The organism is Cecembia rubra (genome assembly GCF_003014575.1).
GTDB lineage: Bacteria > Bacteroidota > Bacteroidia > Cytophagales > Cyclobacteriaceae > Cecembia_A > Cecembia_A rubra.
Genome location: NZ_PYGF01000003.1, coordinates 1 through 16,415, shown reverse-complemented (window position 1 = coordinate 16,415; position 16,415 = coordinate 1). Strand labels below are relative to the sequence as shown.

Genomic DNA, 16,415 nt, shown 5'->3' with positions numbered 1-16,415 from the left:
TTATGGAAGAAAAATTCGCATATGTAGAGGGAGCTGAGCAACCCATCTCCATGCACCCAAAGAAATTTGCCCTTTGGCTTTTCATCGTGTCAGTGGTGATGATATTCGCCTCTTTGACAAGTGCCTATATTGTCAGGCAAGCTGAAGGCAATTGGTTGGAATTTGAGCTTCCTTCTATTTTCTGGTATACATCAATTATTATAGTACTGAGTAGTGTGACATTACATGTTGCCTATCAAGCCGCCAAAAAAGATGATTTTCAAAAACTAAAAGGAGGAATGTTTTTAACTGTACTTCTTGGGTTGGTATTTCTTGTTTGCCAATGGTACAGCTGGGTTGCATTGGTGGATCGAGATGTCTACTTTGTAGGAAATCCTGCTGGATCATTCCTTTATGTTTTCACTGGATTACATGCAATCCACTTAATCAGTGGTGTGATATTTCTAATTATTGTATTAATTTCGTCCTTTAGATATAAAGTTCATTCCAAAAACATGAATGCCATGGAGATGTGTGTTACTTATTGGCATTTTTTAGGAGGGCTTTGGCTTTATCTCTTTATGTTCTTATTATTGAATCATTAAACTTAAAATAAAGTTAAATCAAACAATATGTCAACGACTGCAACTGCTGTGGGCGTAAGCCCTAAAAGAGGAATCTGGGGAGGTGGTAATGAGCCACTCAAAGCCAGTTATGGAAAACTGATGATGTGGTTTTTCTTACTCTCCGATATCTTTACTTTTGCCGCCTTTTTGATTGCTTATGCTGCCATTAGGGTCAGCTATCCTGGATATTTGGGCCCTGAAGATGCCTTCATTGGCTCCAATGAATATTGGCCAGTGCCCGAATTGGTTTTTGATGCCATCCCTTTTTTCCATGGAGTACATATTCCACTGGCCTTCGTAGGTCTAATGACCTTCATATTGATTATGAGTTCCGTTACTATGGTACTTGCAGTAGAAGCAGGGCATAGAAATGATAGAAAGGATGTAGTGAAGTGGTTGTTATGGACAATACTAGGCGGTATAACTTTCTTAAGCTGTCAGGCTTGGGAATGGACCCACTTTATACACGGTACTGATGGAGGTTCTGTTTTGACTTTTGTCAATAAGATGGGACAGGTTGTTACCGAAACAGTTTATGGAGCAAATCTTTTTATTAATGAGTATGGTCCAGCTGCATTTGCTCAATTGTTCTTCTTTATCACCGGTTTTCATGGATTCCACGTTACTATTGGTGTTTTCCTTTTGTTCCTTGCCTTCTATCAAGCTGCTGTAGGAGTTTATGAAAGAAGAGGTCATTATGAGATGGTAGAGAAGATCGGTCTTTACTGGCACTTTGTAGACCTTGTTTGGGTATTCGTATTTACATTCTTCTATTTGATCTAAAGAAATTAAACGACAATAAAATGGCTTCACACGAAAATAAATCTACGCTTGAGGTTATCCCAAGAAACGAAGAGAAGATCAAGAAGATTTGGAAGACTGCTTTCATCCTCTTGATCCTGACCTCCATAGAATTTGTGTTCGCTTTCACTTTGGACAGAGGTATCCTGTTGTACTTGATCTTTATCGGTCTGACAATTTGGAAGGCAAAATATATCATGATGGAATTCATGCACTTGGGTGAAGAAGCTAAGCCGCTTTTCTACTCCATCATAGTGCCTTTGATATTTCTGGTTTGGCTAGTGATCGCTTTGATGAGAGAGGGAACTGATATTTTCCTTTTAAGGTGGTAATTCTTCCATAAAAAGAGAAAAAAATTAGGTTGGAGAGTGAATCTTCAACCTTATTTTTTGTTTAGATGTAAGGATAATTATGCGTACGATTAGATTTCTGCAAGGGCTAGTTCTCGTTTGTATTTTGATGATACCGGTGCTTATTATAGTGTTTTTAAAAACCTTTGGCACCAATCATTATGATATTCCAGTTTTATTTCAAGACGGGGTTGAAAACCCTTTTCTGGAATGTGAGTTAAATGAATCAGGTCAGCATTATATTCCTGAATTTCTTTTAACCAGTCAAGATAATGGACAGAGAGGGAGGCAAGAAATGGAAGGAAAAATTACAATAGTTGATTTCTTTTTCACTTCTTGCCCAAGCATTTGTCCTGTCATGTCCAATGAAATGGAAAGGGTGAATGACGCTTTCAGAAATGAGGCTCTTGTTCAGATTTATTCTATATCAATAGATCCTGAAAATGATACGCCTGAAGTTTTGAAGGAGTATGCTGAACGCCATAATGCTACACCGGATAAATGGTTCTTTCTGACAGGGAATAAGGATGAGATATATAATCTGGCAAGGTGCGGATTTATTCTTCCAACTATCGATGGATTTGGCCAGCCCGATGATTTTGTCCACAGTGACAAATTTATTTTGGTAGATGAACTTGGAAGGATAAGAGGGTATTATAGTGGAACCAATAGAGATGAAGTGGACAGATTGATTTTAGAAACAAAAATTTTATTGCATGGAAAATAATAGATTAGCTCAGCAGTCTGAAAGCAAAGGCATCCTGAGATTGATTACCGTGATTTCTATTGCTGTACCTATTGTAGTTGCGGTCCTTTTATTTATGCCGTCAAAAATAGAGTTATCCAGCAATTGGGTTTATTTTCTTCCTCATCTAAATGCAGTTATCAATTCAGCGGCAACTCTTGCCTTGATAGCCGCTTTGGTATTCATTAAAAATAATAATATTGCGTATCATCGGACTTCTATGACCGTCGCTTTTTCCTTGGGAGCAGTATTTCTGGTTTCCTATGTGATTTACCATGCAAGTGCAGAAAGTACTGTATTTGGTGGAGAAGGATGGATCAGACCTGTCTATTATTTTATTTTGATCACCCATATTATTTTGGCAGCAATTGCACTTTTTCCAATTTTACTTGCTTACTATTATGGATACACAGATCAAAGGTTGAAGCACAGGAAAATTGTTAAATTTGCCTATCCTATCTGGTTGTATGTAACCATTACAGGGGTTGTTGTTTATTTGATGATCAGCCCGTATTACAACTTCTAAACCCAATGGTAAAAGGGAACGTTTCTAATAGTAATGAAGTATATCAAACATATTTTCTTAACATTGGCACTTGTATTATTTGCAAATGCCATTGATTTGTTGGCCCAATGTGCTATGTGTAGGGCGACCGTTGAAAATAATGTAAGTAATGGAGAGACTAGTATAGGGGCAGGGCTAAATGCCGGTATCCTATACTTGTTTGCGATGCCTTATCTTATAGCTGCTATTATAGGCTTTTTATGGTATAGGGCAGCTAAAAAACGAAAAACAAAATTTATTTTCCAAGGAGATAAATTCTGATATAAGAAGGCAAAGTTGGTTATCCAATTTTGCTTTTTTACTTTTATTCTTCCTATGTTAAAGAAAAAAAGAACTTTCCTTTTCTTGGCAATATTGGGTATTGGCTTATTGCTTGCCCTTAATTTTTTCATTAGTGAGCAGGGAAGCTCAGAGAAATACTATTATTCAGTCAAACAAAAGCTCAACCTGATATTGCAGGAGTTTGATAAGGATTTCATAGATCTTTTGATGCAAAACAGGCCTGAGGATCCTTTTTCATTTTCAAAAATGAGCATTAACTCCAGTCATCCTTATTATATTTTTGGGGAAAACGGTGAGCTCATTTACTGGTCAGATTTTACTTTATTGCCGGATTTTGATCTGGTAAGAGGCATGACTAACCCTTATTACTATGAGGATAGGCAAGGGATTTACTTCTCAAAAGTCAGGAGATTTACAAGGAATGAAAAAGGGTTTTGGTTGGTACAGCTACATCCGTTATTCTTCAAAAGGGAGATCCAGAATGAATTCCTACAGACAGGATTCAATAAAAAATTTTTTGGTAATGATTTTTTGAGTCTCTCACCTACCAGAGAGGAAGGTTTTCTTGATCTTGAAAGTGATAAAGGAGAATTCCTTTTTTCAATAAGGTTTGAACAAGGATATCAGCCAATTGAACAAACCAACAACCTTACCATATTAGTCTTTTTCTTTTCATTGCTTTTTCTGATTCTGATTTTGGGATATGGCTTTGTGAGGACTATATGGTATAAAGGGAAAGAAAGTTTAGCAATTTTGTACACTGCAGGGACTCTGATTTCAATTAGAGGGTTTATGCTGTTTTTTGATTTTCCCCAAGGTTATTTCGACTATGAACTATTTGATTCCACCAAATATGCATCTTCCTGGTTTAATCCAAGCTTAGGGGATCTCTTACTCAATGTGGTCTGCTTGGCAGTCATCCTGGCTTTGATTTTGGGATTGTTCAGGAAAGAGGGGTTTTTGGTAAAGTTTAAAAAGGTCCAGGAAAAGTTCAGCAAATGGTTTTTTTATGTTTTGCTCTATACGGTTGCCTTGCTCCTGCTGATTGCATTTTATGGTTTGTATATCGATATATTAAGTAATTCACAATGGGAACTTAATATCCTTAGTCTTCCCTCATTGGATTATCTCAAGGGTATAAGTTTATTGATTATTTTCTTTGGTGCCGGAGCCTATGTACTTTTCTCAATATTAGGTCTAAGCCTTGTCTTGAATGAAGGCTTAGAAGAAAAGACCTATGCTTTGAAAGTCCTTGTAGTTTTTGCCTCTCCAATTATCATTCTGCTGGCATGGATCAATTGGGTTCATTTATTGGCTTTTTTGGCACACATCATTTTTTTGGTTTCCATCATTTCTTTCGATCTTCATAAGAATATTTTTAAGCTGGGATTAAACACCTTTTTGACATTCTTTTTTGCATGTCTGATTACAGCTATCATTGCCGGTATTGCAGTGCACGATGTTTATCTCAAAAAGCAATTACAATCCAAAACCAGATTTGGTACCCAGCAATTGATTGAAAATGACGTTATGGCGGAGTTTTTCCTATCCGATATAATGAATAGAATCCGTGAGGATCTCTTTATTAAAAATGCTATAACAGATCCTTTTCAATCTAAAGAACCCATAGAAAGAAAGATCCGAAGGATACATATGACGCCTTACTTTGACCAATATGCTTTAAAAGTTAAGGTTTTTAATGTTGCAGGGGATAATATTTTGATTAGAAATGATGAGGAATCCTTGGAGTCTGTTCGCTATAATTATGTAAAAAGCGATTTTGCAACTTCTGTAAGAGACCTTTATTTCATAAAAGGCAATGAAGAAAGTGCCAGTAACCAATACTTTGCATTTATCCCACTTTACAAAGATGATGTTTTTATAGGAACAGCCTATCTTGAATTGAAACAATTAAGGATCCTTCCTGGAGCGGTTTTCCCCAAACTTCTCATGGACAGGAATTATATGGCTACCTTGAATGATAAAAATTACAATTATGCCCTTTTCCAAGATGGAGTTCTTCAATATGCAGTAGGAGTTTTTAATTATAGAGCAGCTGATTTTTATGAATTAATTGAACTTTCGGGCTTATATAAATCAGGTATATATAGAAAGAAATACCATCATTTGGGAGTTAAAAATGAAGATAAGGCCATAATTGTATCTTCACCCATCTACCCAGTATATTATATTTTGGCAGACATCTCTTTGTTTTTCCTTTCATTTATTCTCTTGACTTTATTCAGTCTGGTGGTTTATGCTTTGGTTAGAGGGCTTAAAACTTTTGATTTCAATTATGCGACCAAATTGCAGATGTACCTTAATTTCGCTTTCTTTTTCCCAATTTTGATCATATCTGCCATTATTTTAGGGCTATTGACCAATTCGTACCAGGAGGAGCTGCATAGGCAGTATTTTCAAAAGGCTACTTTAATAAAAGATAACTTGGCAGCCATAATGGAAAAGCAATTAGCCGGCGTAGCTGATAGGGATGATTTTTATGAAGCTGTCAACAGTCTTGCAGGTACGACCAATCTGGAAATCAATGTATATGAAAAAGAAGGGTTACTGAAGGCCAGCTCACAGCCCAATATCTTTGATAAGAGAATTCTTACCAAATTCATTAATCCAAGAGCTATTGTTGAGGTAGTAGAAGGTCAAAATAACTTGGTGCTTTTGAATGAAAAGGTGGGCTCGTTAAATTATAAGACTGTTTATGCAGCAGTTAGATCCTCAGACGGCCAGGAAATTAAAGCCATTGTTGCTATTCCCTTTTTTGAGTCAGAAAGTGAATTGGATTTATTGATAGCTGATGTGCTCAGTAATATCTTGAACATCTTTGTGTTGGTGTTCATAATGTTTCTTTTCGTCTCCTATTTTGTTTCTAGGAACTTGACATTTCCCTTCAAACTTTTGACCCAAAAACTGAAAGCTACAGGATTGGAAAACAACGAGCCAATGTATTGGCCCGCTAATGATGAAATTGGGCTTTTGGTCAACGAATATAATAATATGTTGTTCAAGCTGGAGGCCAGTAAGAACATTCTGGCGAGTACAGAAAAAGAATCTGCTTGGAGAGAGATGGCCAAACAAGTAGCCCATGAGATCAAGAACCCATTAACTCCAATGAAGCTGACATTACAACATCTCCTGAGATTGCAGTCAGAAGGGAAACTTGAAGATCCGAAAAAACTAAAAAAACCAGTGGAAACATTGATCCACCAGGTTGACACTTTGAGTGATATAGCTACCTCTTTCTCTACATTTGCCAAGATGCCGCTTCCAAAAAATGAGTTGATGGACTTCCGTAAAGTTGTCCAGGATACCTTAGAGTTATTCAAAAACAGAGAAAAAGGGAAGATAAGCTTTGAAGATTTGAGCCATTCTGATAGACTCAAGATATTGGGTGATGACCATCTGTTTGGCAGGGTAATTTCAAATCTGATCATTAATGGAATTCAGGCAGTTGAAGAACCGGCTAGATCCGAAATCAAGGTGTTCTTAAAGGAGAAGGACGGTCAGGTGATTTTGGAAATAAAGGATAATGGAAAGGGAATTCCTGAAGACCTAAAAGAAAAGATTTTTATTCCCAATTTCAGCACTAAATCTGAAGGTTCAGGGCTTGGGCTTGCAATTGCCAAAAGGGGGGTGGAAACGGCAGGTGGAAGGATATGGTTTGAAACAGAGTTGGGGAAAGGGACATCTTTTTTCTTATCTTTTGATCTTGTAAACTGATTTTTTCAAGGGATTATTTCAATTTTTTTATTGTCCAACTGCCCGATTTTATTTCTTCATTCATAAAAATTACCTTAGTACGTATTTTGTGCCGGATTATGCTTAGGGGTAGTGCCATTTTCGTATTCTTTTTATGCCTTGTAAATTTCAGCAATTGGGCAATCGCCCAGACTGAAACCTGTAAGACTATTTCCGCGGAAATTACTGTCCAGGCTTTTGTGCTCGATTCATTAACTGTTTTGGAAGAATCGATCAGGGTGTATGACAGTCTTGATATAAATTATGATTTTTCTTATCACCTCAGTTCGGGTACAATCAAAATACATTTACCTGATGGTCATGTCCCAGCTTCTTTGGTGATATGTTATCGGACCATTCCATTTGCTTTCCACGAGAGGGTCGCAAAGAGAACTTTGATGGCAGATTATGATTCCATGGCCTATTTCAAAGATAGGAGGATGGCTGCTTCTCCCTTGTTTGATTTTAGGGAAGAATTGTTCCCTTCTACCAACCTCAACAAGTCCGGAAACCTTACCAGAGGGATTTCATTCGGTAATACGCAGAATTTATTCGTTAATTCTTCATTGAATCTGCAAATGAACGGTGAACTTTCCGAGAATCTAAATATTAGGGCCAGCATTACTGACCAAAATGTGCCTTTTCAGCCTGAAGGTAATACACAGCAGTTGCAGGATTTTGACAATGTTTTGGTGGAGCTTTACAATGACCGCTTCAACCTTGCCGCTGGAGATGTGGTCCTGCAACAACGCAAGTCGGAATTTCTCCGCTATTATAAAAACGTGCAAGGTGCACAATTGACTACTAACTATACCATAGGAGATAAATGGAGAGCCTCTACCCAAGGGTCAGCTTCGGTAGCCAAAGGGAAATTTGCCTCAATTAATCTGGAAGTGTCAGAGGGTACTCTTGGGCCATACCGGATACCAGGGCCTCAGAACGAGCGCTTTGTGATCATCATGGCCAATTCCGAAAGGGTTTTTCTGGATGGCAAGCAGCTACAGAGGGGCTTCAATTATGATTATGTGATTGATTACAATCAGGGTGAAATCACCTTTACGCCTAATGTGCTCATTACCCAGTACAGTAGGATCCGGATCGATTATGAATATGCTGAAAGGAATTTTACCAGGTCTATTCTTACCGCAAACCATATACAGGAAACCGACAAGGTAAGCCTTTACTGGAATTTTTATAGGGAGATGGACAATAGGAACCGGCCGCTTTTTTTTGAATTCAGCGATGCGGATAAAAGACTGCTGGCCTCCGTCGGAAATGACTTAGAGTCAGCTGCCGTTCCAAGGGTGGATTCGGTAGCTTTTGATCCAAACCGTGTATTGTACAGGAGAGTGGTAGATGTAGATGATCAGGGTAACCCCATTGTTTTCTATGAATATTCGACAGACCCGGAACAGGCCCATTTTGCTATCGGATTTTCGGAAGTGGGCCAAGGCAACGGGGATTATGTAAGGGACAGGCAATTGGCCAATGGGCCGGTATTTGTTTTCAGACCAAGGATCAATGGTGTTCCCCAGGGGAATTATTCCATTTTATCTCCCCTTCCGGCTCCCAACAAAAAACAGATGTTTACTACAGGGGCGAGGGTAAGGCTCAGTTCATATGAGCAGGTTTACACGGAAATGGCTTTTTCCAATGTGGATCAAAACCTATTTTCAGAAATTGACAATGAGACGAATAATGGCTTTGGTATCAAGTCAGGGTTCATTTCTGAGAATAGGCCACTGGAAAAGTTAAAAGGTTACCGCTTCAATGCCCTGACGGAGTTTGAATATAACTCGGATAATTTCAGCTTCATTGACCGGTTACGGTATATAGAGTTTGACCGGGACTGGAGCTTGAGCAGAGAAGATATGCTTGAAGCTGGACATGAGCGGATCTTTAATGCCGGTTTCGGGTTCATGAAGGACCAGCATAATGAATTGAGCTATCGCTTTAATTTTAGGAACCGTGGAGCCATTCAGTCCGGAACCCAGCATATGGCCAAATTCAACCAGCAATTGGCAAAAAGGATATTTCTTAAAAATGAGCTTTTTGTGCTGGATTCTGATGTCCGTAACCTAAATTCAGACTGGGTCAGGTACACCGGTGATGTTCAGTATAGATCAAAAATTTTGGCTCCCGGTTACAGACTGATGCTGGATAGAAATGCGGTCAGAAATATCGAGACGGATTCGGTGGTGAGTACCGCCATGAACTTTGTGGAGCATATGGCCTATCTTAACAGTAACGATACTTTGCCTTATTCTTTTTTTATCAATGCTTCAGTTAGGGAAGATCTTTTTCCTGTGAATGGTGTTTTGGCTCCTGATACAGAAGCATTTCAGACCATGTTTGGATTGAAGAGGAGGTTCAAAGGGCATGACCTTAGCGCAAGTTTTACTTACAGGGAATTGGAGTTTTTAAGACTGGATGGAGAAAAGGAAACCACTGTTTTGGGAAAGGTGGATTACTTGGGAACCATGGCCAAAGGAGCTATACGAAACGAACTCAGTTATGCCTTGGGTAATGGCAGGGAATTCCGCAGGGAGTTTGTCTTCCTTCCTGTACCTACAGGAGAAGGTACCCATACCTGGAGAGATGACAATGGAGATGGGATTCAGCAGTTGAATGAGTTTTACCTGGCTTTCAATCCGGAAGAGAAAAATTTTATAAAGGTATTTGTGCCTACCACTGAGTTTGTACAGGCTTATACAACAATTTTTAATTATCGCCTCAATGCAAGATTTCCTGATTCCTGGAGAAAAGAAGGGGGAATAAAGCAGTTTTTGCAGAAATTTTCCAATACTACAAGCCTGAGTATTGAGAAGAAGATTACTTCCAATGAATTTTGGGACAGGATCAATCCTTTTGTGGGGGGCTTTGCGGATGAGGACCTGATTTCGGTCAGGCAGGTGATCCGTTCTTCTTTCTTCTTTAACCGTTCTTCTGCCAAGTATGGTTTTGATGTTTCGGTATTTGATAGTCAAAATAAGCAGCTGTTGGCGGGAGGATTTGATGATATGATACAAAAGGATTGGCGGTTGAATACGCGTTACAATATCAATCCAAATCTCAACTTACGCTTGATAGGGCAAACCGGGAATAGGATAGCCAATTCAGATTTTTTGGACAACCGCAATTATGCCATTCAGCAGTATGGTTACGGGCCGGAATTCGCCTACCAACCGAGCAGTGTGTTTAGGACAACCATCATGTACCAATACATGGATAAGGTGAATCAGGCCAATACAGAGTTCAATGAAAGGGCGGAGATCCATCAAGCAGGTCTTGACTTTAGATTTGCCAAGGCGATTAAAACCACGATCAATGCCAACTTCAGGTATATTTATATCGACTATAATGGTCAGCCCAATACCCCCACAGGCTATGAAATGTTACAGGCTTTGACGATTGGGAATAATGTGACCTGGTCTTTGAATTGGCTGCAGAAAATAGGAGAGGGTTTACAGATGAATATGGTCTATGAAGGTAGAAACTCCGAAGGATTAGGCAGACTGGTGCATATCGGAAGGATGCAGGTGACGGCATTATTTTGAAAAGCCTTAAAGGAATTTTGTTTTTTTGCCACAAAGACACTAAGGCACTAAGGCACTAAGGTCTTTTCTTTTCGGATCTTTGTGACTTGGTGCCTTTGTGGCATGTTAAAGTTTTGTCAACTCCAACTTCCTAAACTCCACTTCTGCTCCTTCTGCCTGAATAGCGATTTTGCCTTTGGTGGCGGTGGCTCCAAAACCATGGTTGACCAGGTCGCCATTTACCCAAACTTTGACCTCATCTCCTTTGCATTCGATCAGCATATGGTTCCATTCTCCTAAAGGTTTTTCTGAGCCGTCTGTGAGGTTAAGAATTCTCCGGCCTTTTCCTTCAGTTACTCCCCAGTTCTCTCTTGGACCTCTTCGGGCTTCCATGTCCGGAACCTGAATGTCTTCACCGATTACCCAAAAATCTCCGGCATTTTCATGCATCATCTGTACTTCTATGGATTTGGGAAACATGTCATAGAGGAATCGGTGGGAAGAAGCATGCACCAAAATGCCACAATTCCCAGGCGCTCCCGGAAAGCGGTATTCTACTTCCAAGCGGTAGTTTTCATATTCTTTTTCCGTAATAAGGTGTCCTAATGGTGTCCCAAGACTTACCAACATCCCCTCCCGTACGATAAAAGGCTTCCTTAAAGAGGAATCTTTGTCCAGTTCAGGTACATCCATGTACCAACAGCTGAGGTCTTTTCCGTTAAAAAGACTTTGTGCGGAGCTTTCCAAAGCTAAAAGTAAAATCAGGAAGGTGAAGCGAAATTTCATATCGGAAGATACAGAAATAATAGCTTTTCCAGAAAACTTTTGTGAGGACTTGAATTCATTCCATTTGAATTTATTAAAAGACTGAACTTAGTGGTGTGATTTCTATGTATTGTAAACTGTCTTTTTCAAAATAATTAAATAAATGGTTGTTTGGCCCAAAATGAACGGGCATATGCCGGATATCAATTAATGCTGCTGTAGGCGTATCATCAAGAGCACATTTTATCAAATGTCTGCTTAATGTTTTCCTGTCTGAATGCTGGGTTATAATTAAATAAAGCTGATCATTGTAAAGTGTAAAATCCATTACTCTGGTGTATTCTTGTAGATCAACCTCTGCTTTAGCGTATTCCTCCATAGTGGCATACCGCTTGTTTTCTGTGAAATTATAGTTGATTTCTTCAGGTACTGAGAATTTTCTTTTTGAAAGCAGCTTCCCTTTTTTATCCATAGTTAGGAGCATTTGATGGAATGGATTCAAAAGATGGATTTTGTTGTCTTTTACAAACACTTTGATATACTCCGCAACAGGGTGTGCCAAGGTTTCTTCAAACAGGAGTTTTGAGGTTTGATTTTTAATATTGTATAGATAAATTTTGGATTGATTCAGTTTTTCGAATTCAAAGGTGCCAATAATGAGGTGATTTTTATCAAATTTTGTAAAATCTGAAATGAATTCGGTCGAGGGAGTGTCTATGGTTAATACTTTGACATTATAGGGATTTTCAGTATCGATAAAATGAAATTCATTTGGGGAGATTTTTAAAATCGCAAGAGTCTCCGAGTCGAAATAATTTAATTTGGAAACATATTGCCCTTTGATTTCAAATCCTGCATTAGTTTGCTTCATCTCGACCAGCTGAATGGCTGAATCCAAATTGTTATCCCTGTATATATCCAGCTGTGTCCGGAAGTTGTGGAGGACAAAAAAAGCATCTTGATGAAAAGACACAAGCAGTTCATTGGGGTTTCTGATTTTTTCAATCTTTAATGTTTGCTCAATATCATAAAATGATTCCTTTTGATTTTCGCAGGAAGATTGAAAAATCAGATGGCAAAAAAGACAGATGCACCAAACGTAATATTTTGCTGATTTCATTTTTTGGAAGAATTGGTTTGGAAATAATAACTGCTTTTTTCCAAATAATTTTCAAAGTAACGCGTACTGTCCCAGAGAACTTTAATCTTGTTTTCATTACCAAATAGCATGGCTTTTTTCTTGGAATTTGAAAGCACAATAACCAGAGTAGATGAGTCGTTTGCGCTAAGATTCAATTTGTCAGTGTATTCTGAAAAGCAGGAATTACAGCGGTCCAGATCAATGATAGCAAATTGGGAAGCCGATTTGACTACATTTTCAAGTTCCGGATTTGTTTTTTTGGGCTTTCCAATACAGGATAACAACAAGAATATTAAAGCAAATGAAATTTTATTCTGCACTGAATACATCATATACTATTTCATCTTCATTTAGATTTTTATAATTGGGATGAATTCTTGGTATGTAAATGCCTTCTGGGCCGAGAAATAAAAGTCTTGGATCATAAGTTCCGGAATTGATTCTTGTGGTACCTAAAAATTCACCATCAAGCCTGTAAGTAAGAATTTCAAAATTCTTTATCAAATAAGGATTATTGGAATAGTTTTTTGGTAAATTAGGTTTGACTGTTGGAACATACCTCAGCCTGTGCATAATATTTTTGTTTTTATCCAATAGAATTTTTCCATATACATATTCTTCTAATGACATTTCCAACCATTTTCCATCATAATTTTCTTTTGGGACAGGTTTTGGGTTGGTGCTAATGCCTCCATTCATAGGGATTGCTTTTGATTCAATTAAAACTCCATTTTCCCCTTTGATATAATAAACTGTGTCTGATAGATTCCAAGAAAAAAACCATTCTTCCTTATCAATTTTTATTCTGGTAAAGGTCTCATCAATCCACCTTTGGTTATGCATGAAGGAAGGTTTTTTTATATAAGTATATGATTTAAAGTTTCCTGATTTTAAATCAAGACTATGTTCATGGATAAAGTTATCATTCTCAATACTTTCATTTGTCAATTGAAAGACTGAAAAGTGTAATTCATTATCAAATATTATGTTTGGCATGGAAGGCGTCCCCACGTGGTTGATTAAGCCATCCACGTCACTGTTAAATTCATTATGCCTAACTCTATCTATGATATTCCCTTCTACATTTACAATAAGAGAATTCTTCAAAAGAAATTGTGAAAATAAAAAAATTGAATCCTGATTAAAATAATAGAACGTATTGAGTCTTTCTATTCCATTCATTCCCTCTCTATCAATGTTGATTCTGCCAATAAGGCTTTGTTCAGATAAACTGTAGATGTCCAATGAATAGTTGATTTGATTCAAAATCAATAAGGAATCGCCCACAGTCTGATAGATGTAAAATTCATAATTGGATACTTCATCTAGTGGAAATTTAACTGATTTAGATTTAATCAAGAATTGATTTTCCGGATTTTTGGAAATTGTGGAATTATCACATGAGATTAATAATAATGGAATAATCAAAATGTAGATAAATAGGACCCTCATATACTATATTTTTTAGAATCTTGAAATAATTATAATCAACTTGAAAATTAATTAACAAGTTGATTATAATTTAGATTGATTTACTGTTGGGAACCCCCACACCGAATATCAGGACAGTCCCCACCTGTTCCTCTACATGCTCCTGGGTTATTAGGAACTGCTTTGAAAGCACATATTAGACATCCTGAAACTGGATCAACATCGCATGCACTATTACTTGAAAAACAAATACCAGCTGACATCATTACTGTCAGAAGGGAGGCTTAAAATAAATTTTTCATAATTATTAAATTTTGGTTAAAGATTTAGTTCGATTAAACTAAAAAAAAACTAACTAAGTCAAGAGTTTTGTCTGATTTTTCACAAATTTTCCCTTGAGATGAATCTCATTAGCTCAGAAAAAGGATAAGTTGACAAACGGTATTGCCATAAACCTATTTTTTTGAGTATTTCAAACCCCAAATTAAACCCTTATGAAAATCAATTTCCTCGCATTGAGTGCTTTCGGTGTACTTATTTCCATTTCTGTACAGGCCCAGGTGATTCAGCAATCCTATAAAGACCAGGTAGAAACTTTGGTGCAAGATCCTGCTGTAAAAAAGGCTTTTGATTATATCCTTCGTATCGATGAACAAACCGTGCAGGACATGATTACCCTGACCGAAATTCCATCGCCTTCGCATCATGAAGAAGAAAAAGGAAAGGTTTTTGCCCAGATGCTAAGGGATGCGGGAGCAGATTCTGTCTGGACAGATGAGGTTGGAAATGTGATAGGGCTTAGGAAGGGGACCAAAGGCCAAAAGACTTTTTTGGTGGAAGGGCATTTGGATACAGTTTTTCCTTTTGGCACCGATGTAACCGTCAAGCAAAGAGGGGATACCTTATTTGCTCCCGGTATTACAGATGCCAACAGGTCCCTGGCTATTGTAGTGGCTTTACTCAAAACCATGGTCCATGAAAATATCCGCACCAAAGACGATATCTGGTTTGCAGGAACTGTTGGAGAAGAAGGTCTGGGAGACCTGAAAGGTATGAAGTATTTATTTAGGGAGGGTGCACATCCATTAGCGGCCCATATTGCCATTGATGGTGGAGGACTGGAAGATATCGTGAACGGGGGAATTGGTTCCTTAAGATATAAGGTGACTTTCAAAGGGCCCGGAGGGCATTCTTATGGGGCATTTGGGATAGGAAATCCACACAATGCTTTGGCCCAGGCGGTGGTTGCCTTTGTGCCTAAAGCAGATGCTTTTACCAAAGAAGGACCTAAAACCACCTATAGTGTATCTGTATTGGGCGGAGGTACCTCGGTAAACTCTATTCCATATGAATCCTGGATGCTGGTGGATATGCGTTCAGAAAGTCAGGAAAAACTCCAGGGCATCAATCAATTGTTTTTGGAGTCCATACAGGAAGGATTGGAAAAAGAAAATGCCATTATCCGTCGAGGCAAAGCTTTGACCGTGGATATTGAAAAAGTTGGGGACAGACCCAGTGGATTGGCAGACCCTGATTCCCCTTTGATTCAGCGGACCATGGCCATAGCCAAGCACCTTTCAGGGAATGATCCTGTCCTGAGTTCCGGTTCTACGAACAGCAATATGGCCTTTTCATTGGGCATTCCCGCAGTGACCATTGGCCGTGGAGGAGAAGGAGGCGGAGCCCATAGTTTGGATGAATGGTGGGTGAACAAGGATGGACATTTGGCTATTCAGCAGGCGCTTTTGTTGATTTTGATGCAGGGGGGCTGGATTTAGAGAAGATAAATTAGAAGCGAGAAGCGAGAGGAAATCTGCATTCGAATTAAATTGTATCCCAAAAGCTATCCAATTCCAGTCGGTAAGCTATAGAAAGAAGCATTTCCTTGTCATGCCGAGTATTGAACATTTACGAAAAAGTACAGAAAGGTTAATGAAAAAATTACGCCTCATGCTCAGATTTTAAAATTTGGCATTTACAGAAAGGCAAAGACATCTTTTTACTACGTCATTCTGAGGCGCAGTCTGCGAAGCCGAAGAATCTCCTAAACTATGGGAGATTCTTCGCTCGTTCCTCGCTCAGAATGACGGTTACTCTTATCTGTCAATGGTACGCCAAGAGGCAATTGGTTTAGATATTCAGGTTTAGAAGTGAGAGAGAAGAGAGGTTAAAGTAAATAAGGAAGAAAAAAGAGATCAAAATCGTGAAGCTAATATCTACCAGTATCAAATATAATATCTCAACTATATTTCTAAGGGACTATGACAAAAACTGTGTAAGTTGGTTTCACTACTTACGAAGTTAAAGTTATACCTCGAAATTCTCTGTGTGATTTAGAAGAAATCGCACGGGGAATTTGAGGAACCCGCGGTAGGCGAATACCCGATCTGTGTGCAGACAATTTCTTACCTTTAACACACAGATTGCAAAAATGAAAAAAG

General features: G+C 38.4%; 12 protein-coding genes. 9 read left to right on the top strand and 3 right to left on the bottom strand.

Annotated features, from left to right (window positions below):
• The first annotated feature begins 2 nt into the window (after positions 1 to 2).
• The 8 genes from CLV48_RS06975 (at position 3) to CLV48_RS06940 (ending at position 10,658) form a co-directional block, all read left to right on the top strand.
• Positions 3 to 584 (top strand): cytochrome c oxidase subunit 3, encoded by a 582-nt coding sequence (locus CLV48_RS06975; protein WP_106566571.1) that lies wholly within the window; start codon positions 3 to 5, stop codon positions 582 to 584.
• A gap of 27 nt (positions 585 to 611) precedes the next feature.
• Entirely contained in the window at positions 612 to 1,388 is a 777-nt protein-coding gene (locus CLV48_RS06970; RefSeq protein WP_106566570.1) for a cytochrome c oxidase subunit 3, read from the top strand.
• 20 nt (positions 1,389 to 1,408) lie between these two features.
• Positions 1,409 to 1,738 (top strand): cytochrome C oxidase subunit IV family protein, encoded by a 330-nt coding sequence (locus tag CLV48_RS06965; protein WP_106566569.1) that lies wholly within the window; start codon positions 1,409 to 1,411, stop codon positions 1,736 to 1,738.
• Between the two features lie 79 nt (positions 1,739 to 1,817).
• On the top strand, positions 1,818 to 2,483 hold the full coding sequence (locus CLV48_RS06960) for an SCO family protein (protein WP_106566568.1): 666 nt from the start codon (positions 1,818 to 1,820) through the stop codon (positions 2,481 to 2,483).
• Positions 2,473 to 3,027 (top strand): DUF420 domain-containing protein, encoded by a 555-nt coding sequence (locus tag CLV48_RS06955; protein WP_106566567.1) that lies wholly within the window; start codon positions 2,473 to 2,475, stop codon positions 3,025 to 3,027. Before CLV48_RS06960 ends, CLV48_RS06955 begins: the two co-directional genes overlap by 11 nt.
• 33 nt (positions 3,028 to 3,060) lie before the next feature.
• Entirely contained in the window at positions 3,061 to 3,327 is a 267-nt protein-coding gene (locus CLV48_RS06950) for a hypothetical protein (RefSeq protein WP_170068993.1), read from the top strand.
• Between the two features lie 54 nt (positions 3,328 to 3,381).
• Positions 3,382 to 7,083 (top strand): sensor histidine kinase, encoded by a 3,702-nt coding sequence (locus CLV48_RS06945; protein ID WP_106566566.1) that lies wholly within the window; start codon positions 3,382 to 3,384, stop codon positions 7,081 to 7,083.
• A 98-nt stretch (positions 7,084 to 7,181) separates the two neighbouring features.
• Positions 7,182 to 10,658, top strand: coding sequence for a hypothetical protein (locus tag CLV48_RS06940; RefSeq protein ID WP_106566565.1), 3,477 nt, complete (start codon positions 7,182 to 7,184; stop codon positions 10,656 to 10,658).
• 105 nt (positions 10,659 to 10,763) lie between these two features.
• On the opposite strand, the gene CLV48_RS06935 is transcribed toward CLV48_RS06940, so the two are convergent.
• From CLV48_RS06935 to CLV48_RS06920, 3 genes are all read right to left on the bottom strand, one after another.
• Positions 10,764 to 11,423, bottom strand: a complete 660-nt coding sequence (locus CLV48_RS06935; RefSeq protein WP_106566564.1) for a 3-keto-disaccharide hydrolase — start codon at positions 11,421 to 11,423, stop codon at positions 10,764 to 10,766.
• Positions 11,424 to 11,496: 73 nt separating this feature from the next.
• Positions 11,497 to 12,522 (bottom strand): hypothetical protein, encoded by a 1,026-nt coding sequence (locus CLV48_RS06930; RefSeq protein WP_106566563.1) that lies wholly within the window; start codon positions 12,520 to 12,522, stop codon positions 11,497 to 11,499.
• Positions 12,523 to 12,852: 330 nt separating this feature from the next.
• Positions 12,853 to 13,902, bottom strand: coding sequence for a DUF4221 family protein (locus CLV48_RS06920; RefSeq protein ID WP_245889508.1), 1,050 nt, complete (start codon positions 13,900 to 13,902; stop codon positions 12,853 to 12,855).
• Between the two features lie 566 nt (positions 13,903 to 14,468).
• Here CLV48_RS06920 and CLV48_RS06915 point away from each other — a divergent pair.
• Positions 14,469 to 15,752: a M20/M25/M40 family metallo-hydrolase gene (locus tag CLV48_RS06915; RefSeq protein ID WP_106566560.1), complete on the top strand. Its 1,284-nt coding sequence runs from the start codon at positions 14,469 to 14,471 to the stop codon at positions 15,750 to 15,752.
• Positions 15,753 to 16,415: the final 663 nt, after the last annotated feature.

Coding starts and splice junctions, on each gene's coding strand:
- CLV48_RS06975 (WP_106566571.1), top strand. CDS start 3: ATGGAAGAAAAATTCGCATATGTAGAGGGAGCTGAGCAACCCATCTCC.
- CLV48_RS06970 (WP_106566570.1), top strand. CDS start 612: ATGTCAACGACTGCAACTGCTGTGGGCGTAAGCCCTAAAAGAGGAATC.
- CLV48_RS06965 (WP_106566569.1), top strand. CDS start 1,409: ATGGCTTCACACGAAAATAAATCTACGCTTGAGGTTATCCCAAGAAAC.
- CLV48_RS06960 (WP_106566568.1), top strand. CDS start 1,818: ATGCGTACGATTAGATTTCTGCAAGGGCTAGTTCTCGTTTGTATTTTG.
- CLV48_RS06955 (WP_106566567.1), top strand. CDS start 2,473: ATGGAAAATAATAGATTAGCTCAGCAGTCTGAAAGCAAAGGCATCCTG.
- CLV48_RS06950 (WP_170068993.1), top strand. CDS start 3,061: ATGAAGTATATCAAACATATTTTCTTAACATTGGCACTTGTATTATTT.
- CLV48_RS06945 (WP_106566566.1), top strand. CDS start 3,382: ATGTTAAAGAAAAAAAGAACTTTCCTTTTCTTGGCAATATTGGGTATT.
- CLV48_RS06940 (WP_106566565.1), top strand. CDS start 7,182: ATGCTTAGGGGTAGTGCCATTTTCGTATTCTTTTTATGCCTTGTAAAT.
- CLV48_RS06935 (WP_106566564.1), bottom strand. CDS start 11,423: ATGAAATTTCGCTTCACCTTCCTGATTTTACTTTTAGCTTTGGAAAGC.
- CLV48_RS06930 (WP_106566563.1), bottom strand. CDS start 12,522: ATGAAATCAGCAAAATATTACGTTTGGTGCATCTGTCTTTTTTGCCAT.
- CLV48_RS06915 (WP_106566560.1), top strand. CDS start 14,469: ATGAAAATCAATTTCCTCGCATTGAGTGCTTTCGGTGTACTTATTTCC.